The sequence below is a fragment of the Minwuia sp. IMCC3060 genome, from assembly GCF_029909435.1.
Lineage (GTDB): Bacteria > Pseudomonadota > Alphaproteobacteria > Minwuiales > Minwuiaceae > Minwuia.
The window spans coordinates 2,545,334-2,571,802 of record NZ_CP123782.1 but is presented as its reverse complement, the minus strand read 5'-3'; the positions used below and the strand labels follow the sequence as shown (position 1 = coordinate 2,571,802).

The following is a 26,469-nucleotide window of genomic DNA, read 5'->3' as shown; positions in this document are numbered from 1 at the left end:
CCCGAAGTGCCGGACCAATGCGACAAATGCCCCTGCCGACGGACTGCTCAACCATTGAACAGGACACCGGTCCGGTTTCCTGCGGCTGTCAGGCCGGCGAGGTGCAGCATGTGCCAGCCCAGTACCAGATTGCTGCTCAGCACCGGCTTGCCGATCAGCGCCTCCGCCTCGGCAATGATCGAAAGGCTGCGCAGGTTGGTGCAGGACACGAACACGGCATCCATTTCCGCCCCGGCGTCCATCTCGCGGATGGCCTGCAACAGGCTGTCCGAGGTGATGCGGGCGACGGTTGCCTCCTCTGCCTGTTCGAAGGACGCGAAGGCACTGATCTCCAGTCCGTTCTGCTGCAGCAGGTTGCGCATGGCTTCCGAAACCTCTGCCACATAGGGCGTGATGAAGCCGATGCGCCGGACGCCCAGGTGCGCGGCGGCGGCCAGCACGGCGGTGATCGGGTCGGTGGTCAGCGTGTTGGGGTGGACCTGCCGGATCAGCACGCTGACAAGCTGCTGGCCGATGATCGTGGCCCCCGAGGTGCAGCCATAGCCGACCACGGTCAGCGGACTGGCCGACGGCAGCAGGGCGGCCACCTGAGGCAGCTCCGCCTTCATCTGCATCAGTGTTTCACGGGTGACGGCGAGGCCGCTCGGGATGCGGCTGTGATACAGCGCGACACCGGGCTGGCTGAACATCGGCCCCAGTTCCGGTTCCATGGTTTCATCGTTCTGCAGCACGATCAGACCGAACCGCGCTGCGGCACCCGCGCCACCGTCAAGCTGATAGGAAAGGCTCATGTCGCAGCCTCCAGGACCGGCAGCTCGGCTGGCGCACGGCGCGACAGCAGTTCGGGTTCACCGTCGCGAATCACCAGATTCTCCTCATGCACCATGATCCGTCCCTCCGCCAGGACCATGCTGGGTTCCAGGGTCATGACCATGCCGGGCTGCATGACCGTATCGTCGAAGCCGATGATCGACGGCGATTCCGTCAGCTGCATGCCCAGGCCGTGGCCATAGCGCCCGACATCGCCGGTATCCTGTCCGATGACGGCCTGCATGGTGCGGTGCAGCTCGGCGCAGGTCACGCCCGGCCGCGCGACAGCAAGTGCCGCATCGGTGGCGCGGTGCAGGGTGCGGTAGCCCGCCCGGGCGGTCTCGTCTGCGTCGCCAAAGGCAAAGTTCCGGTCGAAGTCGCAGTGATAGCCGCGCAGTGTCGCGCCAGTGTCCAGCATCAGCACGTCACCCGGCTGCAGCGGGCGCGCACCGGGGGGCGAGATCACGTCCGGATAGCCGCCCGGACCGGCCCCGCCGACCAGATAGGGCACGTCGTCGGCTCCGGCACGCAGCAGTGCGACGCGAAACGCGCGGAACGCCTCCGACAGGGGCTGGCCGATATGAAACAGCTCCGGGGCCTTGTCGAAGGCATCGGAGGCAATGGCGCAGATGTGCCGCAGCACATCGATCTCGGCTTCCGACTTCACCATCCGCAGGTCCCGGACCAGCGGCGTGCAGTCGGTGAAACGGGTGCCGGGCAGGCTGTTCCGAAGCCGCTCGAAATCCGTCAGCGCCATGCGCAGGCTGCTCTCCCGCCCCATCGGCATGCCGACCACGGCAAAGCGTTTCAGGACATCGCCGAGCAGGCTGATCCCGTCATCGGTTGCGTGAGGTGACGACCAGGTCCGAATGTCGTCGATCCAGGTCTCGGCCATCAGGGCCGCTCCGATCTCCGGCACGATGGCGATCGGTTGACCCTCGCCGGGGACCACCAAGAACCAGGGGCGCGTCGGGCTTTGCCAGAACAGGGTGCGGAAGCCTGTGAAGTAGCGCACCTCCGCCTCTGTCGTGAAGAACATGGCGTCCAGACCGGTTGCGCGCATGGCGCGCTGGGCGCGGACCAGACGCCCCTCGAACTCCTGCTTCGGGAAGTCGGCTTCAGTCATCCGCCGCCCCTTCCGAGACATAGAGCAGGACCCGTGATCCGGCATCGAGACCGAATGTTTCGGGCTGCGCCAGAGCCTGCCGCAAACCGGTCAGACCGCCGGTGCCGGAGGGGCTGGAAGCGAGCCCCTTCGCCGCCAGCCAGGCCGTCGTTTCATCTGCCTGTGCATCGGTCACGGTCATGAAGTTGTCCGCCGCCTCCGCCAGATACTTCAGGGCGAGGTGGGACGGCTCCTTGCAGTCCAGCCTGCCCATGCAGGACGCCGCGCCGCTGGTGGTCACCGGGCGCCCGTCGCGAATGCTCTCGATCAGCGCCGGTGCCCGCGACGGTTCCACCACGATGATCCGCGGGTCATCACCCCATGCCGCACGCGCGGCGGCGGCTGCCGCCGCGGCCATGCCCCCGACCCCGGCCTGCAGGAAGATGTGCGTGGGTGGCGCAGGCACGTCATCCGCCGCCTCTGCCCCCATGATCAGATAGCCCTCCATGACATCACGGGCGGGGGTGCTGTAGCCGACCCAACTGCTGTCGGAGAGCAGGTTCCAGCCCTCCGTCTCCGCCAGGCGCATCGCCTCCGCCATGCTGTCCTCATAGACCGCGCCATGGCGGATCACCCTGGCCCCCTTGGCCCGCAGCCGGTCGGCGAACCCCTCCGGTACTGTCTCGGCCAGCAGGACCACGGCCGCCGCACCGAACAGCGCCGCGCCCGCCGCCATGGACAGCCCGTGATTGCCCGCGCTGGCACAGACATAGGTGGTGCCGGAAAGCGCGGTGTCATGCGCCGCGGCCTTGCCTGCCCGAACCGCGTTGTCCGCTGCGCGCGCAATGGCGAAGGCGGCCCCCAGCGCCTTGAAGCTGCCCAGACCCATGCGCGTGCGCTCGTCCTTCAGCCACAGGCTGCCGATCCCGAGGTCGCGCGCCAGGTCATGCCGGTCCAGCAGGGGTGTCCGGTGTGCTGCGGGGCAGAGCGTGAAGAGCTGCTGTGCGGCGCGTGCATCGGTTACGACCTCGCCATCCGCCATGCTTCCGCCTGTCTGGATCTCCGGCGGCAGGCCCTGTCCGCGCCAGGGGTTCAGAAGCACTTCGGTTTCGGTCTCGGTCATGATCGCCATTTTCCCCTTGTCGGCCATGCGCAACGCGGCGGGTGACACCTCCCCCGCAACACGGGCAGAATGGAGGGATGCTAATGGGGAGGACATCCAGATGACACACGAATTCAAGGCAACCAGCTTTGCCATCGGCGATGACGGTATCGCGCGGTTCACGATGACGCGTGGTGACATTCTCAATCCGCTGACCCAGGACCTGCGCAACGACTTCGTCGCGATGCTGGATCAGGTGCAGGGCAACATGGACGTGAAGGCACTGATCATCGCGGGGGAGGGGCGTGCATTTTCCGCCGGCGGTGACGTGAAGGGCATGGCGAAGCGGGAGTTCGCTGATCCTTCCGTGGCGCAGCAGCGGATGTATTCGACGCACACCTGGCTTGAGCGGCTGTGGAACCTGGACTGCCCGGTGATCGCTGTGGTGGATGGTCTGGCCTACGGCGGCGGTTTCGCCTTTGCCCTGCTGGCGGACTTCGTCTTCGCCGGTCCGAAGGCACGCTTCTGTTCGGTCTTCGGCCGGATCGGCCTGATGCCGGACCTGGGTCTGGTCTACACGCTGCCGCGCGTGGTCGGCATGCAGGCGGCCAAGGATCTGATGTACACCTGCCGCTCCATCGATGTGGAGGAGGCGAAGTCGATGGGGATCGTCTATGCGGTCCATCCCTCCGAAACGCTGATGGATGAGGTCGAGACCTTTGCCGGGCGGCTGGCCCAGGGGTCGAAGGCGGCCATGTCGGTGACCAAGCGGGCGGTGAACAAGACGTTCGAGGCGTCCTATGCCGAGACCGTGACGGCGGAGTCCACCGGGCAGCCGCTGCTGTTCACGACGGAGTTCCACCAGGAGGCCACACGTCGCTTCGTGTCCAAGGAACCTTCGCTGTATGACTGGGACCGCATGAGCAAGTCCGGCTGATCCGTTTCGCGATCCGGGCAGCTTTCGCGCACGCGCCAAGGGGGAGGAAGAGAGTTTGAGCAGCAACGCGACCGATGTGGAGATCATCGACGTCAGGCCACATCACAAGTTCGACGACGGTGCGCTGGCCGCCTACATGGCGGAACATGTGGACGGCTTCAGGGGGCCGCTGACCGTGCGGCAGTTCCAGGGGGGCATGTCGAACCCGACATACATCCTGGAGACACCCACCAAGCGCTATGTCATGCGCAAGAAGCCGCCGGGCGAACTGTTGAAGTCGGCGCATCAGGTCGACCGCGAATACAACGTGATGAAGGCCCTGAAGGGCGCCGACGTGCCGGTGCCGGAGGTCTATTGCCTGTGCATGGATGACGCGGTGATCGGCCAGGCGTTCTACATCATGGAGCATGTCGAGGGGCGCGTGCTGATCGACCCGGCCGTGCCGTCGTTCAGCAAGGAGGAACGTGTCGCCCTCTATGACGACTGGCTGCGGGTGCTGGCCGCGCTGCACATGGTGGATCATGAAGCGGTGGGACTGGCCGACTTCGGGCGCCCCGGCAACTACTACTCCCGCCAGATTTCCCGCTGGTCGAAGCAGTATGTCGCCTCCGTCACCGAGGAGATCCCGGAGATGGATGCGCTGATGGAGTGGCTGCCGGCCAATACGCCGGAGGCCGAGGAGGTCTCCATCGTTCATGGCGACTACCGTATCGGCAATTGTGTCCTGCATCCGACGGAGCCGAAGGTGGTGGCGGTGCTCGACTGGGAGTTGTCGACACTGGGCCACCCGCTGGCCGACCTTGCCTACTGCTGTCAGGAATATTACGGCCACGCGGCGGCTGGCGGATTTGCCCACCTCGACGACCCGCGGGAGATCGGCATACCGACGGAGGACGAGTTCGTCGCGCGCTATTCGGAGCTGACCGGGCAGGGCGAGATCACCAACTGGCCCTTCTATATCGCCTATACGCTGTTCCGTTCGGCGGCCATCGTGCAGGGCGTCTACAAGCGCGGGCTGGATGGCAACGCCAGTTCGGACTCGGCGATGAAGTTCGCCGGATATGCCGAACAGCGCGCCAAGTGGGCCTGGGATGTGGTCAGGAAGGCCGGTCTCGCCTGACGGCAAGGTCAGACCAGATTGCGGAATGCTCTCTTCCCCCCTTGCGGGGAAAGGGAACCCGGTCTCACGTCTGATCGCTGTGCAGGGTCTTGCCTCACCCCGCCTTGCGTTCCATGTCCAGCAGCGCCTGCTTGCGTTCCAGTCCCCAGCGGTAGCCGTGCAGCTTGCCGTCCGCGCCGATGGCACGATGGCAGGGGATGGCGATGGAGACGGGGTTGAGGCCGCAGGCGCGCCCGACGGCGCGGGAGGCCTTGGGCCTGCCCATCATCTCCGCCACCTGCGCGTAGCTGCGGGTCTCGCCGTAGGGGATGCGCATCAGCGCCTGCCAGACCTGCCACTGAAACGCGGTGGCGCGGACATCGAGCGGCAGCGACGGGTTGGGGCCGCGCTGGTCCAGATAGGCGACCAGGTGTTTCAGGGCGTCCTCCAGTCCCGTCCGGTCCTCCGTCAGCAGGGCACCGGGATATTCGATCTCCAGATCACGGGCCAGCCTTGCCGTGTCGTCACCCAGATAGACGGCGGAGACGCCCTTCGGCGTCGCGGCGGCGAGCACGAGGCCAAGATGGCTTTCGGCAAAGGCATAGTTCATGGCGATGCCGGTCGCACCCCTGGCATAGGCACCGGGTGACATGCCCAGGGTGCGGTCAGCACGCTCATAGACCCGGCTGGGGGAGCCGAATCCGGCCCCGTAGACCGCATCCGCCACGCCATTCCCGGCCCGCAGTCCGGCCTTCAGCCGCGCCGTGCGCCGGGCGTCCGCATAGTCACGGGGCGAGACACCGAGGGCGCGCTTGAACGACTTCTGGAAATGCTGCGGGTTGAACCCGGCACGGTCGGCGAGGGCGGTCAGCTCGGGGACGGCGGCGTCCTGCTCCAGGCTGCGGTCGATGCGGCGCGCCGCATCCTCCACCGCCGCCATCATCGGATCCACCATGTCCAGCCGCTCCGGGTGGCAGCGGCGGCAGGGCCGGAACCCGGCACGCTCTGCAGCGGCAGGCACATCGTAGAAGCTGACGTTCTCCCGCTTGGGGCGGCGTGCGGCGCAGCCGGGACGGCAATAGACGCCGGTGGTCTTCACGGCAAAGACGAAACGGCCATCCATCTGCGCATTGCGCTCGCAGACGGCGGTCCAGCGGTCCTGTTCGGTCATGCTGTCCTCCTCGGTTGTGTCAGACACCATGATCCTCCCTGCGCTGGCGCTCTATCCGCCGCTTGTGGCCAATGTCAGGCTGCCGCCGAGCCTTCGACCTCCCGGCGGTGCACGCCCCATGCGACAGGCACGTTCACCGGCAGATCCATCATGATCTGGGCGTAGGCCTTGCCCTGGTTGTCGGTGCGCAGGCTGGCGATGCCGCCGCCACCCAGCGCGTCATGCAGGAAGAAGTTCATCGCCCCGATGCCGGGCAGGTCATAGCGGTCGACACGGATCTCGCCGTCGAAGACATGCGCGAAATAGGACCCGACGATCTCCGGCGTCAGCACCTCCCGCAGCAGCGGCAGGTACTCCGGCGCGCGGGCCACGATACCGATGTTGGCGTGGGAGCCCTTGTCGCCGGAGCGGCCATGCGCGATGGCGAGAAGGGGCACTTCCACCGTCGGGCCGTCGGCAGCCGCGGCCGCGACCGGTTCCGGGCGCGCGATCAGGGACGGGTCGAAGGCGCCATCCGTGGGAATGGAGACCCCGATCTCTTCCCCGTCCAGCAGCACCTTCACGTCCAGGTCGGCCTTGGGCACGAGACAGGAGAACAGGCGGATCACCGGCTGGGCCTTGGGGCGACCGCCGCCGAAACCGGTGGTGCCCTGGCTGAAGGAAGTGCCGGCCGGCGCGATTTCCTTGGCGAACATCGACAGCGCCTTGGCGTCCGGGTGTTTCACGGCCAGTTTCATGATGGCTTCACGGGCAGCGAGTGCGCGGGAGTTGGCGCCATACATGGACTCGCCACCCAGGACCTCGACACTGGTTTCGGTGTAGTCGCCCATATTGCGCTCCGCCAGCATGCGGCGGGTGCGTTTCAGGATCGCTTCGGCTGTCTTGCGGCACTTGCCGACGGCATCCCAGCCGCCGATGACCATGGTCGCCACGGCCTTGAAGCCATCCTGGAACGTGGCCGAGACCTTGTAGTGCGGGGTGGGCGGCAGGCCCTTCGTGCCGGTGACCCGGACCCGGTTCTGCCCGACCTCCGTCACCTCGACCCGGGTGAAGTCGCAGGTCACGTCGGGCAGCATGTAGGCCGCCGGATCGCCGATCTCGTAGAGCAACTGTTCCTTCACCGTGCCCGGCACGACGATCCCGCCGGTGCCATCGGGCTTGGTAACGACAAAGCTGCCGTCGGCGGCACATTCGGCGATGGGATAGCCGATGTCATCCCAGTCCGGCACGTCCTGATAGTCGGTGAACAGGCCACCGGTGGCCTGCGCGCCGCATTCCAGGATATGGCCGCACAGGCTGCCTGCGGCCAGCAGGTCGTAGTCGTCATCGGCCCAGCCGAATTCGTGCATCAGCGGACCCAGTGTCACGGCGGAATCCACGGCCCGCCCGGTGACCACGATCTGGGCCCCGGCGTCCAGCGCCCGCGCGATGGGGATGGCACCGAGATAGGCGTTGATCGACCAGCACTTGTCGGGGAACGCGGCACCGGAGAACATCTCCGTCACGCCAGCGGCACGCAGGGCTTCCTCCTGCGGCAGCAGGTCGTCGCCTTCCACGTGCGCAACCTTGATCTGCACCCCGGCCTCCGCCGCCAACTGGCGGATGGCCTCGGCGCAGGCGGCCGGGTTGACGCCGCCGGCGTTGGAAACGACACGGATCTTCTTCTCCGCGATTTCCCGGATCACCTGTTTCAGGGCCACGGCAACGAAATCCACCGCATAACCGGCGTTCGCGTCCTTGGCGCGCATCCGGGCCATGATCGACATGGTGATCTCGGCCAGATAGTCGAAGACGAGATAATCGACCTCGGCACGGCGTACCAGCTGCGGTGCCGCAACGCCGGAATCGCCCCAGAAGCCGGATGCGCCGCCGATACGGATGATCTTGTCAGTCATGAATTCCTCCCCCGGAAGACACTGAAATTAGCACGCGTCAGTCGGCGCCGCCAACCGGTGTGCCGCCTGGTGTCTACGAAGTGACCTTCTGTTCGCGATAGACGATGTAGAGGCCGCTGCAGACGATGATCCCGGCCCCGATCCAGGTCCAGTGGTCGGGGAAGGTGCCGAAGACGAAGTAGCCCAGCAATGTCGCCCCGATGAGCTGGCCATAGCCGAAGGGGGCCACGACGGAGGCACGGGCATGCTGGAACGCCTTCACCACGAAATAGTGCCCGAAGCCACCCAGCGCGCCCATCGAGATGAACAGGATCCAGTGCCAGGTGGAGCGCGGCACCTCCATCCCGTTGATCAGCAGGAAGCTGGCGATGATGCAGCCCACCAGCGCGGTGTAGGTGATCGTGGTCTCGGGCGTATCCTCCGCCGAGATCTTGCGTGTCAGCACCTGATAGAAGGCGTAGCAGATGGTATTGCCGATCAGCAGCAGCGTGGCCCAGTGGAACTCCGCATGGCCGGGCCGGATGATGATCAGCGCGCCGGCGAAACCGACGCATACCGCAACCCATCTGCGCGCACCCACCTTCTCGCCCAGGAAGGGTACGGACAGCGCCGTCAGCAGGATCGGGCTCGTGAAACTGATCGATGCGGCGAGGGTAAGGTCAACGTACTGCAGCGCGAAGAAATACAGCGCCGTGCAGGAAAACAGCAGCAGCGAGCGGATGCCCTGCACCCCTGGCCGGTGGGTGATGAACAGGGACATGCCGAAGCGCGGGGCGAAGGCCAGCACCATGAAGATGAAATGGCCGGCGTATCGCGCCCAGACGATCTGGCCGTAGGGGTAGCCCTGCTCCCCCAGGTACTTCACTGTCGCATTCATCGGCGGGAACATGGAAATGGCCAGGCACATGAACAGGATGCCTGTCATGGCGCTCGGCTGCCAGATGACAGTCCGCGCTGACTTCCCCGTCGACTCGTCGTTGGCGATGGTCATTGGTGTGAACCGGATTCAATATCACGCATCGGCCAGTGATAACGCGTTCTCGGCGTCAGCAAGCATGCGCATATCGCAGGCGTCACAAACGCTGTGCGGGACCGTTGACGGGCGTCAATAGACGTCACCGCCCTGGAACACACCGGCAGAGACACAGAACGCGCGCACCTCGCCGCTCTCCAGCAGGGTACTGCGTCGGGCCCAGTATTCGGCCTCCGCCACCAGCAGGGGCTGCAGGGTCGGGGCGTCGGGACCGGCTTCCTTCAGGATCGTGCCGACCTGGCTGAAGGCGTCGCGAATGCCCGCCAGATAGGCATCCGTGATGTCGGTGAAGTCCGGCATCGTGAATCCGATCTCATACAGCCAGTCACGGGCGGTCTGGGGGTTCAGCAGATACATCGGTCGCGGCTCCATCGCCGACCAGACCGCAACTTCGGGGCATTCCGGGTCGTCACCGGTCAGGAACATGTCGGTGAAGACCAGACGACCGGTCGGCTTGAGCAGATGAAACACGTGATCGAACAGGTGCTTCTTGCGGCGGACCGCCATGAAGCTGTCGCGGGCGATCACCGCGTCGGCATAGCCAAGGCGCAGCCCGGTGTCGTTGAGTTCGCGCCGGTCCAGCTTCACGCTGGCGCCGGTCTTCTCGATCCACGCGGTGCCGTGATCGATCAGGCCCATGTGATCCTCGAACGCGGTGACCGTGGCGCCGGTCTGCTGCGCCAGCCGTGCACCGATGCCGCCAAGACCGGCCCCCAGTTCGACGACGCGTGAATCCTTTTCAAGCGGCAGATCGCTGTCCTGTTCCAGTGCCCGGAACATCCGGTTCACCATCGCCTCACCGCCCGGCCATACCAGGCCGTCGCCGAACAGCCGCTGGACCAGCTCCACCCGTGCGGCGGGCCAGATGGCATCATCGACTGCAGGTTTGGATTGCCGATGCACCTCGCTGCCCCTGGATGCGGGGCCGGACAGCGAATCGGAATCCCACCACGCGGCCAGCTTTCCGAACAATCCGTTGCGCGATCCGCCGCCTGGAGATGCCAATCTCTTGTCAGCCGTCAGTGGCACTGCATCCGACTCCGTACCTGAATGAAACCAGCGGTAGATTAGGAGCGGGCCGGTTAATCCCCCGTAAACCCGTGTGCCAAGCCGTCGTGAATTGGCCGCGACCCCGGAAATGTGATCGCTCCCGTCGCCACGCACGGCGGTTTCCCGTCAAGTGCCGTTGCCGAGGACCCTGTCCAAGCTTATGTTGAATCCGGCCAGCGTGCGGCAATCGTTTTTTTGGGGAGTTCGGCGCCGACGGCACGAAGAAAAACTTGCGGAACCAGGTATCAGATTAAATGACCAATACTGCTGAGATTATCGAACCGCGCGAGGGGCATCGCGAGGTTCTGGAATCGGTTGTCGTGCGCTTTGCGGGCGACTCCGGTGACGGGATGCAGCTGACGGGGAGTCAGTTCACCCAGTCCACTGCGCTGGCGGGCAACGACCTGGCCACGTTCCCGGACTTTCCGGCCGAGATTCGCGCACCTACCGGCACGACCTTCGGCGTGTCGGCATTCCAGATCAATTTCGGGGCGCGCCGCGTGATGACGGCGGGCGACCAGCCGGACGTGCTGGTGGCCATGAACTCGGCGGCGCTGAAGGTGAACATCGGCAACCTGCGTCGCGGTGGCCTGATCATCCTGGACAGCGGCACCTTCAAGGAACGTGACCTGCGCAAGGCCGGGTATGACACTAACCCGCTGGAGGACGGCACGCTCGACCCCTATCAGGTGGTCGAGATCGACGTCTCCAAGATGGTTGTCGAGTCGGTCAAGGAATTCGGCCTCGGCACCCGTGACGCCCTGCGCTGCAAGAACATGTGGCTGCTGGGGCTGGTCTACTGGCTCTATGGCCGCGATCGCCAGCCGTCCATCGACTGGCTGAATGCCAAGTTCAAGTCGAAGCCGGAGGTGGCCGCTGCCAATGTGGCCGCGCTGAACGCCGGTCATGCCTATGGTGAAACCGTCGAACTGCCCGGTGAGATCCTGGGCTACACGGTCGGCCCCGCGAAGATCGACAGCGGCCTCTACCGCAACGTGGCGGGGGCGGAGGCGCTGGCCTGGGGGCTGGCTGCGGGCACGCAGCTTGCGGAACTGCCGATGTTCTTCGGCTCCTACCCCATCACCCCGGCCTCATCGCTGCTGCACACGCTGGCGCGGCTGAAGCAGTTCGGCATCACCACGTTCCAGGCCGAGGACGAGATCGCGGCGGTCTGTGCCGCAATCGGTGCATCCTATGCCGGCCAGATCGGTGTGACGTCCAGTTCCGGCCCGGGCATCGCCCTGAAGACGGAAGCCATCGGCCTTGCCATCATGGTGGAACTGCCGCTGGTGATCGTGAACTCGCAGCGTGCGGGGCCGTCCACGGGCATGCCGACGAAGACGGAGCAGTCGGATCTCTATCAGGCCGTCTATGGCCGCAATGCCGACAGTCCCCTGGTGGTGCTGGCGGCGAACGGACCCGGTGACTGTTTCTACACCGCAATCGAGGCGGTGCGGCTGGCCACGAAGTTCATGACCCCGGTGATGCTGCTGACAGACGGCTATATCGCCAACGCTTCGGAACCATGGATGATCCCGGACTTCTCCAGTTTCGAGAAGTTCCCCGTGAAGCAGCACACGGAGGCGGAGGGTTTCGAGCCCTACAACCGTGACGCGGACACGCTGGCGCGGGTCTGGGCCGTTCCGGGAACGCCGGGGCTGCAGCATCGCGTTGGTGGCATCGAGAAGGACTTCACCTCTGGCCACATCTCCTATGACGCGGACAATCACCAGCGGATGACCGACGTGCGCCATGCCAAGATCAATGGTGTCGCGAACTTCATTCCGGAGCAGACGGTCGATCAGGGCGAGGCCGGTGGCAAGCTCGCGATCATCGGCTGGGGTTCGACCTATGGCCCGATCAGCCGCGCGGTTTCCAACATGCGGGAGCAGGGCAAGGACGTCGCGCACATCCATCTGCGCCACATCTGGCCATTGCCGCGCAACCTCGGCGATCTGCTGTCGTCCTACGACACCGTGATCTGCCCGGAAATGAACAATGGACAGCTTTCCACCGTCCTGCGTGCCGAATATCTGATTGATGTGAAGCCGCTGACGAAGGTGGAGGGCATGCCCTTCAAGATCAGGGAAATCGAGGCGGCCATCGAAGCCGTGCTCGGCGCCTGAGGGGAGAGAGAACCATGAACCAGCAGGCACCCATCGCCTACAAGCCGAAGGATTTCGCCACGGATCAGGAAGTCCGCTGGTGCCCCGGTTGCGGTGACTACGCGATCCTGAAAGGTGTGCAGAAGGCCCTGGCCGACATTGGCACCGCGCCGGAGAACGTTGTCTTCGTGTCCGGCATCGGCTGCGCCGCGCGCTTTCCCTATTACATCGAGACCTATGGCTTCCACACCATCCATGGCCGGGCACCGGCGGTGGCAACGGGGGTGAAGCTGGCCAATCCGGACCTGGATGTCTGGCTGGTGTCGGGTGACGGCGACGCCATGTCGATCGGCGGCAACCACATGATGCACCTGTTGCGGCGCAACATCGATGTGAACTACCTGATCTTCAACAACGAGATCTACGGCCTGACCAAGGGGCAGTATTCGCCCACCTCGCGGCTGGGTACGCGCTCACCCTCCACACCCGCCGGTTCCATTGACGCGCCGGTCTCGGCCTGTGGACTGGCGCTGGGTGCCGGCGGCCGGTTCGTGGCCCGCGGCATCGACCGTGGCCAGAAGGAACTGCCGGGTATCCTGCAGCGTGCCCATGCCCACAAGGGCGCATCCTTCGTCGAGATCCTGCAGAACTGCATCGTCTACAACGACGGTGTCTTTGACGGTGTCGTTGACAAGAGCGTTGCGGGCGAAGCCCAGATTCACGTCAAGCACGGGGAGCCGCTGCGCTTCGGTGCCGACAATGCCAAGGGACTGCGCTTCAATGCGAAGGCCATGCGGCTGGAGGTGGTGACGGTCGGCGAGGACGGCGTCAGCGAAGACGACATCATCGTGCACGACCAGACCAATCTCGCGCTGGCGCAGATGCTGGCTGCGATGGATCGCCCGGACTTCCCTGTCGCCGTGGGCGTGATCTACGACAATCCCGCCGACGTGACATACGATCAGGCCGTGAAGGCGCAGAACGAGAGCGCGAAGGCCGATGCGAAGATCACCAGCATCGACCAGTTGCTCCGCTCCGGCGCAACCTGGCAGGTGGATTGACCGAAGTTGTCGGACTCCCTGCCTGACCTGGCACGCGCGGCGAACTACCGGCGCTGGATCACGGATCGCATCCGCTATTGCGATACCGACCAGGCCGGCCATGTGAACAACGTCGCCTATGCTGCCTATGCCGAGACCGGGCGGCTTGACCTGATGCATGGCGTCATTCGTCCGCAGATGCCGGAGGGGCTGCGTTTCATCGCGGCCTCGATCACCGTCAACTACCTGCGCGAGTCCCATTATCCGGGGGAGGTGCGCATCGGCACCGGCGTCGCCCGCATCGGGCGGACCTCCATCACCGTGGGGCAGGGCATCTTCAAGGATGACCTCTGTGTCGCGACGGCACTGGGCACGGTCGTGTTGCTGGACGGTTCCACCCCCAAACCCCTGACCGAACCACTGCGCGCGATGGCGGAGAGTCTCCTGCTGGGCTGACGGCCCGGTGGCGGGATCAGATTGGGTCCAGTGGGCAATATCTGCCGGGGCATTGCTGCCGGGTCGGCAGGATTTACCCGGCAAGAATTGCCCTGGTTAACATGATTTTAGAAAAAATACATATTCTTCAATTGGTTATTCGGTTTGGTTAACTGGCCTGACGGTTGCTCCTAGGGAACCGGGCAAAAAGCCCAGTGAACCCAAATGATCCAGAATGGAGAATTGAAATGCTGTCAGTGAACACCAACAACGGCGCGATGACCGCGCTGCAGAATCTGAACCAGACCAACAAGCAGCTGAACGAAGTTCAGTCCCGCATCAACACGGGCCTGAAGGTTGCGACCGCGAAGGACGATGGTGCCACGTTCGCCATAGCCCAGAACATTCGTTCCACCGTTGCCGGCCTGGACGCAGTTAAGGGAAGCCTTGATCGCGGTGTTTCTTCTGCCGATACAGCCATCGCGGCTGGTCAGTCGATCTCCGATCTCCTCATCGAAATGAAGGAGAAGTCGGTGGCGGCGACCGATGCGAGCCTGGACACGGCCAGCCGGACCGCCCTGAACAACGATTTCGCGGCACTGCGTGATCAGATCTCGACCATCGTCAGCAATGCTGAATTCGATGGCGTGAACCTGATTGACGGTTCCCTGTCCTCGATCGCCGTCCTGGCGAACGACGAAGGTTCCACGATCACGGTTTCTGCTCAGCAGTTGTCCGCCAACACGGGTCTTGGTGTTGCATCGGTCGATCTGACCACAGCAACGAATGCTGCGGCGGCCCGCAGTGCAGTCGAAGCGGCCATCCAGACCGCCAACTCGCGTCTTGCCTCGCTGGGCACGGATGCGAAGAGCCTCGAGATCCACAAGGATTTCGTGGGTCAGGTCCAGGATACGCTGACTGCTGGTATCGGCAACCTCGTCGATGCCGACCTGGCGAAGGAAAGTGCTCGCCTCCAGTCGTTGCAGATCAAGCAGCAGCTGGGTACGCAGGCCCTGTCCATCGCGAACCAGGCGCCGCAGTCGATCCTCGGTCTCTTCTAAGTCGGGACCGCGTAACCGGGATATGGGAGCTTCGGCTCCCATATCCCCCGCGCGCTCCGCAACGGTTGCGGCGTCGAGAACGACACAAGCACAGAAAGTCGTCCGTGTTGCATCCTGAACCGGGGCTCGCCCATCGGGGGATGGCACTATGATAACCAACCTGGTGACGGATCTGTCCCAGGCAATCGGTCGGACACCGCCTGCACGGGCTGTTTCTGATCGTGAGACCGAGCCTGATAAATCGGTCGATACCAAGGACTACAAGGCCGAGCGGGAAGCCGCGCAGGCGGAAGAGGATCCCAAGGTGGACCGTCAGCGGATCACCGACACGATCACCGCCGCCCTGCGCAACGACTTTCCGGCCAACACCAACCTGCAGATCGATATCGCCGACGAAACGGGCAGCTTTGTCTACAAGGCTGTCGATCGTGATTCAGGTGAAGTCGTGAAGCAGTTTCCGGCCGCTGACGTGCTCGAACGGCTGGAGCGCATGGCAAAGGTCCAGGGCCTGGGGATCGACAGCGAGGTCTGACGGACCGCTCTGTCTGCTTCTCAGTAACTGGCTTTCAGCTCACTGGGCGCCGCGTCGGCGTCACGTGAATCGCGCGCCATATCCATCACGCCCGCCAGGTCCGACAACCAGGCAGGGCGTGCTGGCGCGTGCAGCATCGACAGCATCAGATGCATGCCCTTCGGCTGCTGGGTCAGTCCCGGTAGCCATCCCTTTTCCGCCATGCCTTCGGCGACCCTGAAGATGTCGACGTCATCACTGCCGAAGCTGATGATCGTCAGATCGGGTTCCGCGTGCAGCTTCAGACCGGGGATCGCGCAGATACCATCCCGATAGGCCCGGGCGTTTGAAATCAGGTCCGCCGCGATGGCCCGGTATCCGGCATGGCCGAGGTGGTTCATGACCGCCCAGGCGCCCGCAACGCCACCGCCGGGTCGGGTGCCGACCAGTGTCTGCGTGACGAACCGGCCGTTGGCCCAGACATCCAGGTCGAAGGCGTTGCGCGCCATGTCCTCCGGATCGCGGAAGAAAACCGTGGAAGCGGGCTTGGGGCAGAAACCGAACTTGTGCAGGTCGGCAGACAGGGATCGGACGCCGGCCAGGGACATGTCAAAGACCGGCAGGGCGACGCCGTTGGCGCGGGCGAAGGGCAGGACATAGCCGCCGACACAGGCATCCACATGCAGCCACAGGTTCTGCGCCAGCGCCAGTTCGGACAGTTCGGCAATCGGATCGACAACGCCGAAGGGGAAGCAGGGGGCGGAGCCGGCGATCAGCATCGTGTCCTGATCCACCGCACTGGCGATAGTCGCCGGATCCGCCCGACGGTCGGGCCGCAGGGGACGGCGGCGCACGTCGATATCCATGGTGATCGCCGCCTTCTCGAAGGCCGGGTGCGCGCTCTCCGGCAGCACCATGTTCAGCGTCCGGCCACGGCCATGCAGGGCGCGGTGGTGTTCCCGTGCCGCCTTCACCGCCAGGAAGATGCTCTCGCTGCCGCCGCTGGTCATGTGGCCCGTGGCCTGGCCGGGCGCGCGGAACAGGTCGAGCGCCATGGCAATGACGTCGTCTTCCATTCTCTTCAGGCTCTGAAAGGCGCGCTTGGCCCCCAGCGCATTCTCGGCGAAGAACTGATTGAAGGCGGCCTGCCCGACTTCCTGCACGCTGTCGGTCGCCTTGAACACGAACAGGGGCACCTTGCCGCCGCGCCAGTCCGTGTCACCCCTCGCCATCTCCGACATCTGCCGGGAAAGCTCAGGCCATTCCGTTCCCTGTTCAGGCAGTGTGATGCGTTTCATGCCTGACAGGATAGGTCAGTCGATGGACTTGAGATAGGCAATCAGGTCATCGCGCATGCTGCCGCGCTTGATGCCGACGAACTGCATCACGGTGCCGGGGATGAATTCCCTCGGCCCCCGGATGAACTCCCGAAGATTTTCTTCCGTCCAGATCATCCCTTCCGCCTTGCGGGCGAGGAACGGGTCGGAATAGCGGTAATTGGGGGCGGCGGCGATGGGCCGACCGACAACACCGTTCAGTTTCGGTGCAGCGAGGGGATCACCCGGCAGCGGGATATGGCACTGGGCGCAATACTTGCGGAATGCCGCTTCGCCCTTCTCGACATCGCCGGCACCGAGAGCTGATCCGGCCGGAAGGGCCAGAACGAAGAACATGGTCCTTGCCAGGTGCCTGAGGATTGCGCGCATGCCGTCTGTCTCCAGTGCCGTTGTGTCCGCTCCTGCGTTCAATCTGGCGATCAGTCGGCACGGTTCAATGGCCATCGTCACTCCAGCGGCAATTGGCGCTTCTGCCAGCCGGGACCGGCGGCGCTGCCGAGCATGCCCTCGCCGATGTCGCGCACATTGCTGAATCCGTTTGCCCGCAGGAAGGCCGCCGCGTCGCTGGAGCGGACACCACGGGCGCAGATCAGCGCGATGGCGCGGTCGCGCTCATGGCCGACGATGGCAAGCACGTCCTCCAGAAAACCGCTTTCCCCGCCGATCTGCCACCAGCTTGCCCGTGCCGCCCCCCTTGGCACCCCGGTCCATGCCCATTCGGCCGCATTGCGTACGTCGATGATCAGCATCCGACCCGCGCTTGCTTCCTCCCAGGCCTGGTCCGGGGACAGCAACGCCGCGTCCGCGCGCGCCGTGAGGGGCATCAGCAGCAAGAGGATCAACAGGTGCAGGCGAAGGTGTCTCATGCCACGCAGCAGAACCGCATGTGATCGCGCCGCGCAATTCAAGGGCGCGTGAGGTGCCGGTTCACAGGAATCCATGATCGCGAAACCAGACCAGGCTGGCCTCCGTCGTGGTTGAAGGGATGTATTCCAGCCCGACAGGGCCGGTGTAGGCCATGGTGTCCACCAGGCGCAGGAACCAGTCGAAATCAACCTCACCCATGCCGGGTTCATGACGGTCCGGCGGGTTGGCGATCTGGACATGGCCGATACGGTCGAACAGGTCGCGAAAGGCCCGGGTCAGATCGCCGGTCATGATCTGGGTGTGATAGGCATCGAACTGCAAGCGCACGTTCGCCGCCCCGATCCGGTCCAGCAGCCGACAGGCGTGGTCGTTGGTGGTCAGGAAGTATCCGGGCCGGTCGACCGTGTTCAGCGGCTCCAGCATCAGTCTGACGCCGCCCGGGGCCGCCTCGATCGCCGCCTGCTTCAGGTTGGCGACCAGGCAGTCGTTGGCCGCCTTGTCCGTGGCGTCCCCATGTCCGGCCATGACATGAATGCCCGCCGCGCCAATGCTGGTTGCCATGGCGAGCGCCCGCGCCATCAGCCGCTCGAACTCACCGCGCCGCTCGGGTTGCGTCGCGCAGCCGACGTCGCCCGCTTGCGCATTCGGCATTGGCGTGTTGATCAGGGCAATGTCCACGTTTGCGGCGCGGGCCGCGTCGGCGATCTCGTCCGCGTCGTGGGCGTAGGGGAACAGGATCTCGACCGCATCGATTCCGGCATCGCGCGCCGCCTGGAACCGGGAAAGGAATGGCCGTTCGGTGAACAAGAGGTCTATGTTTGCATCGAACCGGGGCATTTCAGTCCTTCCCGAGATGGTGATTTCCGAGGTGGCCACTATTTCCACTGCCAGTGCCAAAGGCAACCAGCCCACCGACACGACCTGGCTGGCGCAGGGGCAGGGCGGTGTGCTGCATCTGAAAGGCGACTGGACGGTCGCGCATGCACGCAGGATCGACAGTCTGATCCGGCAGGTGCGGATCGAGCCCGGTTCCCTCCGCCAGCTTGATCTGGGGGGCATCACCGGCTTCGACACCACGGGCGCCTGGCTGTTGCTGAGACTCGCGGACCGCCTGTCGGTCGCCCTGCCCGAGGCGATGATTGCCGCGCCACATGGTGTGTCGGCGCTTGTGCAGCGCGTGTCCGCCGCACGGGCGGAGCCTGCGGAACCGTCGCGGGGCGGCAATCCGTTTGTCGTCATCCTGGCGCGGCTGGGCAATGCAACGCTGGAGGCGGGGCGGGAAGCCGGGGCGATGCTCGGCTTCATGGGGGCGACGGTGGCGGCGGCGATGGGGGCACTGCGTCGACCGGGCCGACTGCGTCTGACGGCGACAGTGCATCACATGGAGCGGGCAGGACTGAATGCCCTGCCCATCGTTGGCCTGATCTCCTTCCTCGTCGGTGTCGTGCTGGCCTTTCAGGGCGCGGCACAGTTGCAGCGGTTCGGTGCGGAGATCTTCGTGGTCAACCTGATCGGCGTGTCGGTGCTGCGGGAGATCGGGATCCTGTTGACGGCGATTGTCGTGGCCGGACGATCCGGCAGTTCCTACGCGGCCCAGCTTGGTTCCATGAAGGTGAACGAGGAAGTGGACGCACTGCGCGCGCTGGGGCTTGATCCGGTACAGGTGCTGGTGCTGCCGAGGGTGCTCGCCCTGTTCCTGATGATGGGGCCGCTGGCCCTGTTCGCCGATCTGATGGGTCTGATCGGTGGCGGGCTGATGGCCTGGGTGGCACTGGATATTCCGCCGACGCTCTATGTCGACCGGCTGACGAATGCGGTCTCGCTCTGGACCCTGCTGGTCGGGCTGGCGAAGGCCCCGGTGTTCGGCGCCCTGATCGGGCTGGTGGGGTGCTACGCCGGGCTGCAGACCGGTGGCAGCGCGGACTCGCTGGGACGCCAGACGACGATCGCCGTGGTTCAGGCGATCTTCATCGTCATCGTCGTCGATGCCATTTTCTCGATATTCTTCAACATTGTCGGAGTCTGACCTGGGATGGTGCTTGAGGAAGAGAATGCGCCGATCATCCGTGTGACGGGACTGCTCAACCGTTTCGGACCACAGGTGGTGCATGAGGGACTGGATCTCGAGGTCCGCAAGGGGGAGGTGCTGGGCGTCGTTGGGGGGTCCGGCACCGGCAAGTCCGTCCTGCTGCGGACCATCATCGGCCTGAACCGCCCGGCGGCGGGCAAGATCGAGGTCTTCGGCCAGGAACTCGCCCGGCTGGAGCCCGCCGACCGGCAGGCACTGGAGCGTCGCTGGGGGGTGCTGTTCCAGAACGGTGCGCTGTTCAGTTCGCTCACGGTTGCGGAGAATGTCGAGGCCCCGATGCGCGAGCATGCGGATCTGCCTGCGGCCCTGATGGACGAACTGGCGGGGCTGAAGATCGCCATGGTCGGCCTGCCGCACGAAGCCTGTGCCAAGTTCCCTTCCGAACTGTCGGGCGGCATGCGGAAGCGGGCCGGCCTGGCGCGGGCGCTGGCGCTGGATCCGGAGATCGTGTTCCTCGATGAGCCAACGGCCGGTCTCGACCCCGTCGGGGCGGCGGATTTCGACCTGCTGATCAGGGAACTGTCCGACACGCTCGGACTGACCGTTTTCATGGTGACCCACGATCTGGACAGCCTGTATGCGATTTGCGACCGTGTGGCGGTTCTGGCGGAGCGAAGGGTCCTGGCTGTCGCGCCGATTGCGGAACTGGAAGAGCATCCGCATCCCTGGCTGCAATCCTATTTTCACGGCCCGAGGGCGCGTGCGGCCCGAAAAGCGAGGCAATGATGGAAACCCGTGCCAGCCATGTGCTCATCGGCAGTGCGGTACTGCTGTTCACCCTGCTGTTCATGGGCATGGTCGTTTGGTTGTCGAGCGCTGATATCGACAGCAAGACAAAGACCTACGACATCTTCTTCAGGGGATCCGTAGCGGGCCTCGCCGTCGGTGGCGATGTCCGCTACCGCGGTATCCGGATCGGGCGGGTGCTGGAGATCGTCATCGACCAGGAAGATCCGAGCCAGGTTCGCGCCGCGGTCGAGGTGGACGAGGCGACCCCCATCCGCGAAGGCGATGTCGCCAAGCTGAAGCTGCAGGGCATCACCGGTGTCGCCTATGTGAACATCGAGGGTGCGGTTGCCCGCAGCCCGTTGCTGACCACCCCGCCGCTGGCGGAGCGACCGATCATCCCGTCCGCGCCATCGGAACTGGAACGCCTGTTCTCCGGCGCGCCCGAGCTGCTGGGCCGTGCGATCATCGTCTCCGAACGTCTGGCCGACCTGCTGGGGGAAGACAATCAGGCCCAGTTCGCCGGAATTCTTTCCGATCTGAAACTGCTGACCGGGACGCTGGCCAATCAGCAGTCCGGTATCGAGAATACCCTGATCGCGATGGAGCGGAGCGCGGCCAGCGTCGCCTCGGCGGCGGGCAAGGCCGATGCCCTGGTCGATGACCTGTCGGAGACCATGGCCGTGGCGCGCGGCACCATGATCGGGATCGATCAGGCCGTGTCAGTGGATTTCGGCGCGCTGGTGAACGAACTGCGCGCCACGAACCGAGACCTGGCTGCGACGATGGGAGCGGTCAACCGGATCGTGCAGGGCAGTGAGCAGCCGCTGGTCGATTTCACCCATGACGGGCTGTCGGAGGCGCAGCGTTTCATCACGGAGGCACGTCTGATGGTGGCGGCAATCTCCCGCCTGACGGAACGGTTGGAAGCAGGTGGGGCACAGACCCTGCTGGGTGTTGAAGCGGCGGAGGTCGATGCGGAATGAAACAGATGACCCGACTGACCCTGGTCGCACTGTCGCTGGTCGCGGCGCTGTCACTGGCAGCCTGTGGCAACTTCCTGGGGGTGCCGAAGGCCGCGTCCAACATCTTCACCCTGACGCCCAAGAGCACCTTCCAGGCGGGTCTGCCTGCCGTCGCCTGGCAGTTGGTGATCGAGGAGCCGCTGGCCGCCGGTGGGCTGGACAGTTCGCGCATTGCCGTGAAGCCCAACGAGATCGAGCTGAAGTATTTCTCTGACAGCCGCTGGACCGAACGGGCACCGAAGATGATCCAGACCCTGCTGGTGGAGAGCTTCGAGAACAGCGGCACCATCGTCGCGGTCGGCCGGCAGGCCATCGGCCTGCGCTCCGATTTCAGTCTCAAGACCGAACTGCGGGAGTTCCAGGTGGAGCCCTATCGTGGCGGCCTGGTCCGGGTTCGGGTGAATGCGAAGCTGATCCGCCAGCCGCGCCAGCTGATCATCAACTCAGCGAGTTTCGAAGCCACCGCCCAGCCAGCGGGCACGGGCATGCTTGCCAATATCCGCGCGTTCGATGAGGCGCTGGGTGCTGTGCTGCGGGACATCGTCGAATGGTCGATCCTGGAAGGCCAGGCGGCCCATGCCGCAGGACGGCGCTAGGCCCGCAACCGTGGCGTGGCCGCTCCGAATCCTCGGCATTCTGGCGGTTGTCCTGCTTGTCATGCTGGGCGGGCTGGTGCTTTTCCGCCATTTCGTGGTCGAGTCGCTGGCGGTCGCCTACCTGGAAGGCAAGGGGGTCGCGCCGGTCGAACTGACGGTCTCGGCGCTGGGGCCCGATGGAATCGAACTGCGCGCCGTTGCCATCGGTGACCTGAAAGCGCCGCACGTTTCGGCCAGACGGATCATCGTCGGATTTGACGGCATGAGCATCGGGTCAGTGGACGTCCACGGTCTCGGCGTTCGTGTTGCGCATGGGCCGGACGGGCTGGACGCGGGACCGGTCATGCGTCTGGCGGAGTCTGCTGAAGGATCGCCCGCCGATGCCTCCGTGCCGCTTGCGTTGCCTGCAGACTTGCCGACGCTCGGTCTGCATGGCGTGCAGGTGCTGATCACCAAGGAGAACGCGCTGCACGGGCTGACCCTGGGTGGCGACTATAGGCTGCATGAGGGTCAGCTTGACGGGTCGGGACCTATCAGGGTCTCCGGCGCATTGGGCCTGGTTGAAGGCGAACTGCGGGTCGATCTGGCTTCGGACCTGACAGGCGGTGTCATCCTGTCCGCCCGCGATGTGTCCCTCAACGTGCCCGGTCTGCGCACCAGTCTGGCCGTCGCGTCGCTCGATCTCACACTGGGCCGACAGCCCGACCTGATCTCCGCCGATCTGACTGCCGCCCTTCCCGGGGGCGATCTGACCGGCAGCCTGCTGCTCGCCGCGCCGTTCGACCAGCCGACGATCGATCTCGGCGTCCAGGCCAGCCTTGGCGATCTGGCCCAGACCCTGCCGCTGATCTCCGACGTCGCAGGAGACCTGCCGGTGAGTGGCGGTTCCGCCGATCTCTCGTTCGCGCTGGTGGCCACTGCAGATGCCGATGTGACCATTCCCGACATTGCCGGTCTGATCAGGACATCAGTGGGGGAGGTAAGGCTGGAGGGCGATCTCCGCCTGCCCGCCTCCGCTCATTCCGCAGGGGCGGACTTCGGTGACATTGCGCTCGATCTGGCAGCCGACGGCAAGCTGGGCGCGGGGGAGATCACGCTCGATTTCAACAGGCTGAGTCTGACGTCGGAAGCGGTTCCCAAGGTGGCTCAGGCGCGGGACCTTGCGCTGCGCTACGGCCCCGGGGCGTCCTTCGCGGTCCGTCCGGGCATGACGGCAACCCTTGCGCTGGCCGAACCCGGCGCGATTTCCTTCCGCGGCGGGCTGGACGCGCGGAGCGGCCCGCTGAGGCTGGCCGCCGAACTGGAGAATGCGCGGCTTTCCGGCACCGGGCTTGATGTGACAGGCGCCACGCTGACCGTGACCGGGCTTTCGGTGATGCAGCAGGACATCGACCGCCTGCACTATGACGGCAAACTCCTGCTTGGCGCGCAGTCCGAGCTTCATGGCCGGTTGCAGGGTTCATCCTCTGCCCTGTCGGTCGGCGATGCCGACGCAGAGACGGTTTCCGCGGCGCTGGCCCTCGACCTCACTGTCGAGTCGGCGGAGCGGCTGCGGGTCCGCCTGAACGGCCCCGTGCGGGCCGGTCGCCTGGCGCTCGCGGAGCCCGCTGTCAGCATCGACGCGCCGGAGATAGCCCTTGAGGAGGTCCAGTTCGCGCTCGTCCCAGGCAAGGGCATGGTCACCAGGGGGGCGTTCGTGGCTTCGTCCGGCCCGGTCACCGCACCCGAAATCGCGGAGAGCCAGTTCACCCTCGAGCCGATGCGGTTCGGTTTCGATCTCGACGGCTATGGCTTCGGCACGATGTACGGTTCCGTGACCCTCGACAGTGACGGTCTGTCAGCGCCCGGTCTCGCCCGCAGTGGTCCGCTCAGGATCAGGGGAAAGGTCCGGCCCTCACCGCAGAGTGTGAAGGCAGAGATCTCGGTGGCAGACATGAACCTGGATGGATTGTCCGGCCTTTCGCTGCCGCCGATGTCCTTCGACGGCACGCTGGACGTTCTGGAGGCGCGGGCCGCACTCGCGGGGCGGCTGTCGTCAGGTGCCATCGGCATCGACGTCTCCGCGGATGCGGATCCGGCCACGGGCGCGGCGCAGGCACGGATGGTGCTACCCGAGACGGCTCTGCCGTTGCTGGCGGAGGTGCTGCGCGATGTGGTCCTGCCTGCCGGGACCGCCCTGCCGGAGGGATCCGTTTCAGCGGAGGTGACTCTTCGGCAGGCCGAGGCGCTGTCCGCCGACCTCGATCTGAACGTGACAAACGGCAGTGTTGCGGTAACGGAGTTCGCCCTGTCAGGCATCAATGGGACGCTGCATCTGGAGGAGCTTCTGCCGCCACGCACCGACGCGCCGCAGGAGGTGCGGATCGCCCTGCTCTCCGGCCCTGCGGACATGCGCGACATGCTGCTGCGGTTCGAACTGGCGCAGGATGGCGATGAAACCATCGCCCGCATCCTGGACCTGCATGGCGATGTGCTCGGCGGGCGCATGGCGATGCGGCCGTTCGAGCTGCGTGCCGATGAAACGCGCCGCAGGATCGATGTCGACCTGCAGCGCATCGACATGGCAACAATCGTTGATCTGGCAGGACTGGAGGACTTCATCCTGACCGGCAGCCTGTCCGGTACCCTGCCGGTGGAGATCGTCGGCGAAAACGGCGTCGTGGTGCGTCAGGGCAAGCTGGTCGCGGATGGTCCAGGGACATTGCAACTGGATGGCAATGTGCTGCGCGGCATTCTCGGTCAGCAGGGCGGTGACGAACTCGACCTGATGATCCGCACGCTGGAGGATTTCCGCTACGACGTGCTGGAAGTCAGTCTCGACAAGCCGCTGGAGGGCGAGACGACGATGCTGATCACGCTCGGCGGTCTCAATCCGGCGGTGCTGGACGGGCACCCGTTCCGGTTCAACATTTCGGTGAGCGGGGATGCGGATCGCCTTCTTGCGACCATATTGACGGTATATCGGGCATCAAGCGGCATGATCGAGCAGGGTATCAAGTCCTTGCAGTAGACCTGGTCAGGCCGCAGCATGTCGGCACGCATATTCGGGAACATGACCATGGCAGCAGGATCGGAAGAGTGGCGGAGGCAGCGCGGTACCGGACTGCCCGGTATCGGCGGCGTGATGGCTCTTGCCGCATTGCTGGTTGCCTGTACGCCGACGGTTCAGGTGGAGGCCCCGAAGGAGCCGATCACCATCAACCTGAACATAAAGCTGGATGCGGATGTGCGGGTCCGGCTGGAGGAAGCCGCCAAGAACGACATCAAAACCAATCCGGGGATTTTCTGATGCTGCGTCGTACATTTCTGATGCTTGCCGCTGCCCTTTCTCTGTCGGTGGCCATGGCTGGCAGTCCGGCGATGGCCCAGTCACTGGACGCCCTGCGCAGCTCCGGTGCGGTCGGTGAACGCTTCGACGGTCTGGCGGTCGCCCGTGACGGTAGTGCCGCGACCGCGAAGTTTGTCGAGGGCGTGAACGCACAGCGGCTCGGCATCTATCGGGATCGCGCCGCCGCACAGGGGGTTTCGCCCGAACAGGTGGGACGGGTCTATGCGCAGCAGATTCGCAAGTCCGCGCCGCGCGGCACCTGGTTCCTGCAGGACAATGGCAACTGGACCCAGTGAGCTTGTCACGCTACTGAAAGATTCCGGGATCAGGGCCCGGTTCGGAATCATTCGGGGACAGGAATAGCGCGATGTTCAATCAGTTGAGGCTCGACAACCGGATTGCACTGGTAACCGGCGCCAGCCGGGGGCTGGGCCGCTCGATTGCCCTGGGTCTGGCGTCCGCCGGGGCACGTGTTGTCGTCAATGCCCGGGACGAGGATGCGCTGGGGAAAGTTGTCACGGAGATCGAGCACAGGGGCGGTCAGGCCGACCTGCGCTGCTTCGATGTGACGGATGAGGAAGCGGCGAAGGAAGCCCTGGCCTCCATCGTCACGGACCATCGTCGTCTCGACATCCTGGTCAACAATGCGGGCACGGTTGTCCGCTCTCCCCTGCTTGAAAGCACGACGGAGGACTTCCGCCAGGTCGTCGATACCAACCTGACCTCCCTGTATGTCATGTCGCGGGAGGCCGCGCGGCTGATGGTGCCACGGGGCTATGGCCGCATCCTCAACATCGGCTCCGTCATGTCCCACATCGGGCGCCCCAACATCGTGTCCTATGTCTCGACGAAGCATGCCGTAGCCGGGCTGACCAAGGCGCTGGCAAACGAACTGGCGCCACAGGGGATTGCCGTGAACGGCATCGGGCCGGGCTATTTCGGGACCGAGTTCAATCGTCCCCTGATGGAAGATGCCGAATTCACCGCGATGGTGGAGGGGCGGACCCCGGTGGCACGCTGGGGCAATCCCGACGAGATCGCCGGTGCCGCGATCTTCCTCTGCTCCGAAGCAGCGTCTTACGTCAGCGGTCACATGCTGATGGTGGATGGCGGTCTGACGATCAAGCTCTAGCCGGATCGGTGGCGC

General features: G+C 65.0%; 26 protein-coding genes. 15 read left to right on the top strand and 11 right to left on the bottom strand.

Annotation, left to right across the window (positions count from 1 at the left end; all coding sequences use genetic code 11):
* Positions 1 to 47: 47 nt before the first annotated feature.
* The 3 genes from QGV54_RS12070 to QGV54_RS12060 are packed head-to-tail and all read right to left on the bottom strand — an operon-like array spanning position 48 to position 3,038.
* Complete coding sequence (locus QGV54_RS12070) at positions 48 to 791, bottom strand: hypothetical protein (protein ID WP_281016586.1); 744 nt, start codon at positions 789 to 791, stop codon at positions 48 to 50.
* Positions 788 to 1,936, bottom strand: a complete 1,149-nt coding sequence (locus QGV54_RS12065; protein WP_281019918.1) for a Xaa-Pro peptidase family protein — start codon at positions 1,934 to 1,936, stop codon at positions 788 to 790. The genes QGV54_RS12070 and QGV54_RS12065 overlap by 4 nt, the downstream gene beginning before the upstream one ends.
* A complete protein-coding gene (locus QGV54_RS12060) occupies positions 1,929 to 3,038 on the bottom strand; it encodes a pyridoxal-phosphate dependent enzyme (protein WP_281016588.1) in 1,110 nt (369 codons plus the stop codon). Before QGV54_RS12060 ends, QGV54_RS12065 begins: the two co-directional genes overlap by 8 nt.
* Before the next feature lie 100 nt (positions 3,039 to 3,138).
* Between QGV54_RS12060 and QGV54_RS12055 the strand changes: the two genes are divergently transcribed.
* Together QGV54_RS12055 and QGV54_RS12050 are read left to right on the top strand one after the other, a co-directional pair.
* Positions 3,139 to 3,954 carry an enoyl-CoA hydratase/isomerase family protein gene (locus QGV54_RS12055; protein WP_281016589.1) on the top strand — a complete coding sequence of 272 codons (816 nt, stop codon included), beginning with the start codon at positions 3,139 to 3,141 and terminating at the stop codon, positions 3,952 to 3,954.
* Positions 3,955 to 4,009: 55 nt separating this feature from the next.
* Positions 4,010 to 5,074, top strand: coding sequence for a phosphotransferase (locus tag QGV54_RS12050; protein ID WP_281016590.1), 1,065 nt, complete (start codon positions 4,010 to 4,012; stop codon positions 5,072 to 5,074).
* Between the two features lie 94 nt (positions 5,075 to 5,168).
* On the opposite strand, the gene ada is transcribed toward QGV54_RS12050, so the two are convergent.
* The 4 genes from ada to QGV54_RS12030 all read right to left on the bottom strand — a co-directional run bounded on the left by ada (position 5,169) and on the right by QGV54_RS12030 (position 10,055).
* Positions 5,169 to 6,224: a bifunctional DNA-binding transcriptional regulator/O6-methylguanine-DNA methyltransferase Ada gene (ada, locus tag QGV54_RS12045; protein ID WP_281019917.1), complete on the bottom strand. Its 1,056-nt coding sequence runs from the start codon at positions 6,222 to 6,224 to the stop codon at positions 5,169 to 5,171.
* A 74-nt stretch (positions 6,225 to 6,298) separates the two neighbouring features.
* A complete protein-coding gene (locus QGV54_RS12040) occupies positions 6,299 to 8,119 on the bottom strand; it encodes an acyclic terpene utilization AtuA family protein (protein WP_281016592.1) in 1,821 nt (606 codons plus the stop codon).
* Between the two features lie 73 nt (positions 8,120 to 8,192).
* On the bottom strand, positions 8,193 to 9,110 hold the full coding sequence (locus QGV54_RS12035) for a DMT family transporter (protein WP_281016593.1): 918 nt from the start codon (positions 9,108 to 9,110) through the stop codon (positions 8,193 to 8,195).
* 114 nt (positions 9,111 to 9,224) lie between these two features.
* Positions 9,225 to 10,055 carry a methyltransferase domain-containing protein gene (locus QGV54_RS12030; RefSeq protein WP_281016594.1) on the bottom strand — a complete coding sequence of 277 codons (831 nt, stop codon included), beginning with the start codon at positions 10,053 to 10,055 and terminating at the stop codon, positions 9,225 to 9,227.
* A gap of 401 nt (positions 10,056 to 10,456) precedes the next feature.
* Here QGV54_RS12030 and QGV54_RS12025 point away from each other — a divergent pair, with 401 nt between their 5' ends.
* The 5 genes from QGV54_RS12025 (at position 10,457) to QGV54_RS12005 (ending at position 15,375) form a co-directional block, all read left to right on the top strand.
* Positions 10,457 to 12,328: a 2-oxoacid:acceptor oxidoreductase subunit alpha gene (locus QGV54_RS12025; protein ID WP_281016595.1), complete on the top strand. Its 1,872-nt coding sequence runs from the start codon at positions 10,457 to 10,459 to the stop codon at positions 12,326 to 12,328.
* 14 nt (positions 12,329 to 12,342) lie between these two features.
* Positions 12,343 to 13,368 (top strand): 2-oxoacid:ferredoxin oxidoreductase subunit beta, encoded by a 1,026-nt coding sequence (locus QGV54_RS12020; protein WP_281016596.1) that lies wholly within the window; start codon positions 12,343 to 12,345, stop codon positions 13,366 to 13,368.
* A gap of 6 nt (positions 13,369 to 13,374) precedes the next feature.
* Complete coding sequence (locus tag QGV54_RS12015; protein WP_281016597.1) at positions 13,375 to 13,803, top strand: acyl-CoA thioesterase; 429 nt, start codon at positions 13,375 to 13,377, stop codon at positions 13,801 to 13,803.
* A 227-nt stretch (positions 13,804 to 14,030) separates the two neighbouring features.
* Entirely contained in the window at positions 14,031 to 14,843 is an 813-nt protein-coding gene (locus QGV54_RS12010) for a flagellin (RefSeq protein WP_281016598.1), read from the top strand.
* A 148-nt stretch (positions 14,844 to 14,991) separates the two neighbouring features.
* Complete coding sequence (locus tag QGV54_RS12005) at positions 14,992 to 15,375, top strand: flagellar protein FlaG (protein WP_281016599.1); 384 nt, start codon at positions 14,992 to 14,994, stop codon at positions 15,373 to 15,375.
* Between the two features lie 20 nt (positions 15,376 to 15,395).
* On the opposite strand, the gene QGV54_RS12000 is transcribed toward QGV54_RS12005, so the two are convergent.
* The 4 genes from QGV54_RS12000 to QGV54_RS11985 all read right to left on the bottom strand — a co-directional run bounded on the left by QGV54_RS12000 (position 15,396) and on the right by QGV54_RS11985 (position 18,395).
* Positions 15,396 to 16,586, bottom strand: coding sequence for an aminotransferase class V-fold PLP-dependent enzyme (locus QGV54_RS12000; RefSeq protein ID WP_281016600.1), 1,191 nt, complete (start codon positions 16,584 to 16,586; stop codon positions 15,396 to 15,398).
* An 81-nt stretch (positions 16,587 to 16,667) separates the two neighbouring features.
* The gene (locus tag QGV54_RS11995; protein ID WP_281016601.1) at positions 16,668 to 17,060 is read right to left on the bottom strand and encodes a c-type cytochrome; all 393 of its coding nucleotides are present in this window, start codon (positions 17,058 to 17,060) and stop codon (positions 16,668 to 16,670) included.
* Positions 17,061 to 17,137: 77 nt separating this feature from the next.
* Complete coding sequence (locus tag QGV54_RS11990) at positions 17,138 to 17,557, bottom strand: rhodanese-like domain-containing protein (protein WP_281016602.1); 420 nt, start codon at positions 17,555 to 17,557, stop codon at positions 17,138 to 17,140.
* A gap of 61 nt (positions 17,558 to 17,618) precedes the next feature.
* On the bottom strand, positions 17,619 to 18,395 hold the full coding sequence (locus tag QGV54_RS11985) for a TIM barrel protein (protein ID WP_281016603.1): 777 nt from the start codon (positions 18,393 to 18,395) through the stop codon (positions 17,619 to 17,621).
* 31 nt (positions 18,396 to 18,426) lie between these two features.
* Here QGV54_RS11985 and QGV54_RS11980 point away from each other — a divergent pair, with 31 nt between their 5' ends.
* From QGV54_RS11980 to QGV54_RS11945, 8 genes are all read left to right on the top strand, one after another.
* Entirely contained in the window at positions 18,427 to 19,584 is a 1,158-nt protein-coding gene (locus QGV54_RS11980; RefSeq protein WP_281016604.1) for an ABC transporter permease, read from the top strand.
* A gap of 6 nt (positions 19,585 to 19,590) precedes the next feature.
* Positions 19,591 to 20,373, top strand: a complete 783-nt coding sequence (locus QGV54_RS11975; protein ID WP_281016605.1) for an ABC transporter ATP-binding protein — start codon at positions 19,591 to 19,593, stop codon at positions 20,371 to 20,373.
* Complete coding sequence (locus tag QGV54_RS11970; RefSeq protein ID WP_281016606.1) at positions 20,370 to 21,359, top strand: MlaD family protein; 990 nt, start codon at positions 20,370 to 20,372, stop codon at positions 21,357 to 21,359. Before QGV54_RS11975 ends, QGV54_RS11970 begins: the two co-directional genes overlap by 4 nt.
* Complete coding sequence (locus QGV54_RS11965) at positions 21,356 to 21,994, top strand: ABC-type transport auxiliary lipoprotein family protein (protein ID WP_281016607.1); 639 nt, start codon at positions 21,356 to 21,358, stop codon at positions 21,992 to 21,994. Before QGV54_RS11970 ends, QGV54_RS11965 begins: the two co-directional genes overlap by 4 nt.
* Positions 21,995 to 22,004: 10 nt before the next feature.
* Entirely contained in the window at positions 22,005 to 25,004 is a 3,000-nt protein-coding gene (locus QGV54_RS11960) for a YdbH domain-containing protein (RefSeq protein WP_281019916.1), read from the top strand.
* A 48-nt stretch (positions 25,005 to 25,052) separates the two neighbouring features.
* Positions 25,053 to 25,283 (top strand): YnbE family lipoprotein, encoded by a 231-nt coding sequence (locus tag QGV54_RS11955; RefSeq protein ID WP_281019915.1) that lies wholly within the window; start codon positions 25,053 to 25,055, stop codon positions 25,281 to 25,283.
* Positions 25,283 to 25,618 carry a YdbL family protein gene (locus QGV54_RS11950; RefSeq protein WP_281016610.1) on the top strand — a complete coding sequence of 112 codons (336 nt, stop codon included), beginning with the start codon at positions 25,283 to 25,285 and terminating at the stop codon, positions 25,616 to 25,618. The genes QGV54_RS11955 and QGV54_RS11950 overlap by 1 nt, the downstream gene beginning before the upstream one ends.
* 71 nt (positions 25,619 to 25,689) lie before the next feature.
* Positions 25,690 to 26,454, top strand: coding sequence for a glucose 1-dehydrogenase (locus tag QGV54_RS11945; RefSeq protein ID WP_281016611.1), 765 nt, complete (start codon positions 25,690 to 25,692; stop codon positions 26,452 to 26,454).
* The last annotated feature ends 15 nt before the right edge of the window (positions 26,455 to 26,469 follow it).

Coding starts and splice junctions, on each gene's coding strand:
- QGV54_RS12070 (WP_281016586.1), bottom strand. CDS start 791: ATGAGCCTTTCCTATCAGCTTGACGGTGGCGCGGGTGCCGCAGCGCGG.
- QGV54_RS12065 (WP_281019918.1), bottom strand. CDS start 1,936: ATGACTGAAGCCGACTTCCCGAAGCAGGAGTTCGAGGGGCGTCTGGTC.
- QGV54_RS12060 (WP_281016588.1), bottom strand. CDS start 3,038: ATGACCGAGACCGAAACCGAAGTGCTTCTGAACCCCTGGCGCGGACAG.
- QGV54_RS12055 (WP_281016589.1), top strand. CDS start 3,139: ATGACACACGAATTCAAGGCAACCAGCTTTGCCATCGGCGATGACGGT.
- ada (WP_281019917.1), bottom strand. CDS start 6,224: ATGACCGAACAGGACCGCTGGACCGCCGTCTGCGAGCGCAATGCGCAG.
- QGV54_RS12040 (WP_281016592.1), bottom strand. CDS start 8,119: ATGACTGACAAGATCATCCGTATCGGCGGCGCATCCGGCTTCTGGGGC.
- QGV54_RS12035 (WP_281016593.1), bottom strand. CDS start 9,110: ATGACCATCGCCAACGACGAGTCGACGGGGAAGTCAGCGCGGACTGTC.
- QGV54_RS12025 (WP_281016595.1), top strand. CDS start 10,457: ATGACCAATACTGCTGAGATTATCGAACCGCGCGAGGGGCATCGCGAG.
- QGV54_RS12020 (WP_281016596.1), top strand. CDS start 12,343: ATGAACCAGCAGGCACCCATCGCCTACAAGCCGAAGGATTTCGCCACG.
- QGV54_RS12010 (WP_281016598.1), top strand. CDS start 14,031: ATGCTGTCAGTGAACACCAACAACGGCGCGATGACCGCGCTGCAGAAT.
- QGV54_RS12005 (WP_281016599.1), top strand. CDS start 14,992: ATGATAACCAACCTGGTGACGGATCTGTCCCAGGCAATCGGTCGGACA.
- QGV54_RS12000 (WP_281016600.1), bottom strand. CDS start 16,586: ATGGCGAGGGGTGACACGGACTGGCGCGGCGGCAAGGTGCCCCTGTTC.
- QGV54_RS11995 (WP_281016601.1), bottom strand. CDS start 17,060: ATGCGCGCAATCCTCAGGCACCTGGCAAGGACCATGTTCTTCGTTCTG.
- QGV54_RS11990 (WP_281016602.1), bottom strand. CDS start 17,557: ATGAGACACCTTCGCCTGCACCTGTTGATCCTCTTGCTGCTGATGCCC.
- QGV54_RS11985 (WP_281016603.1), bottom strand. CDS start 18,395: ATGCCCCGGTTCGATGCAAACATAGACCTCTTGTTCACCGAACGGCCA.
- QGV54_RS11975 (WP_281016605.1), top strand. CDS start 19,591: ATGGTGCTTGAGGAAGAGAATGCGCCGATCATCCGTGTGACGGGACTG.
- QGV54_RS11970 (WP_281016606.1), top strand. CDS start 20,370: ATGATGGAAACCCGTGCCAGCCATGTGCTCATCGGCAGTGCGGTACTG.
- QGV54_RS11965 (WP_281016607.1), top strand. CDS start 21,356: ATGAAACAGATGACCCGACTGACCCTGGTCGCACTGTCGCTGGTCGCG.
- QGV54_RS11955 (WP_281019915.1), top strand. CDS start 25,053: ATGGCAGCAGGATCGGAAGAGTGGCGGAGGCAGCGCGGTACCGGACTG.
- QGV54_RS11950 (WP_281016610.1), top strand. CDS start 25,283: ATGCTGCGTCGTACATTTCTGATGCTTGCCGCTGCCCTTTCTCTGTCG.
- QGV54_RS11945 (WP_281016611.1), top strand. CDS start 25,690: ATGTTCAATCAGTTGAGGCTCGACAACCGGATTGCACTGGTAACCGGC.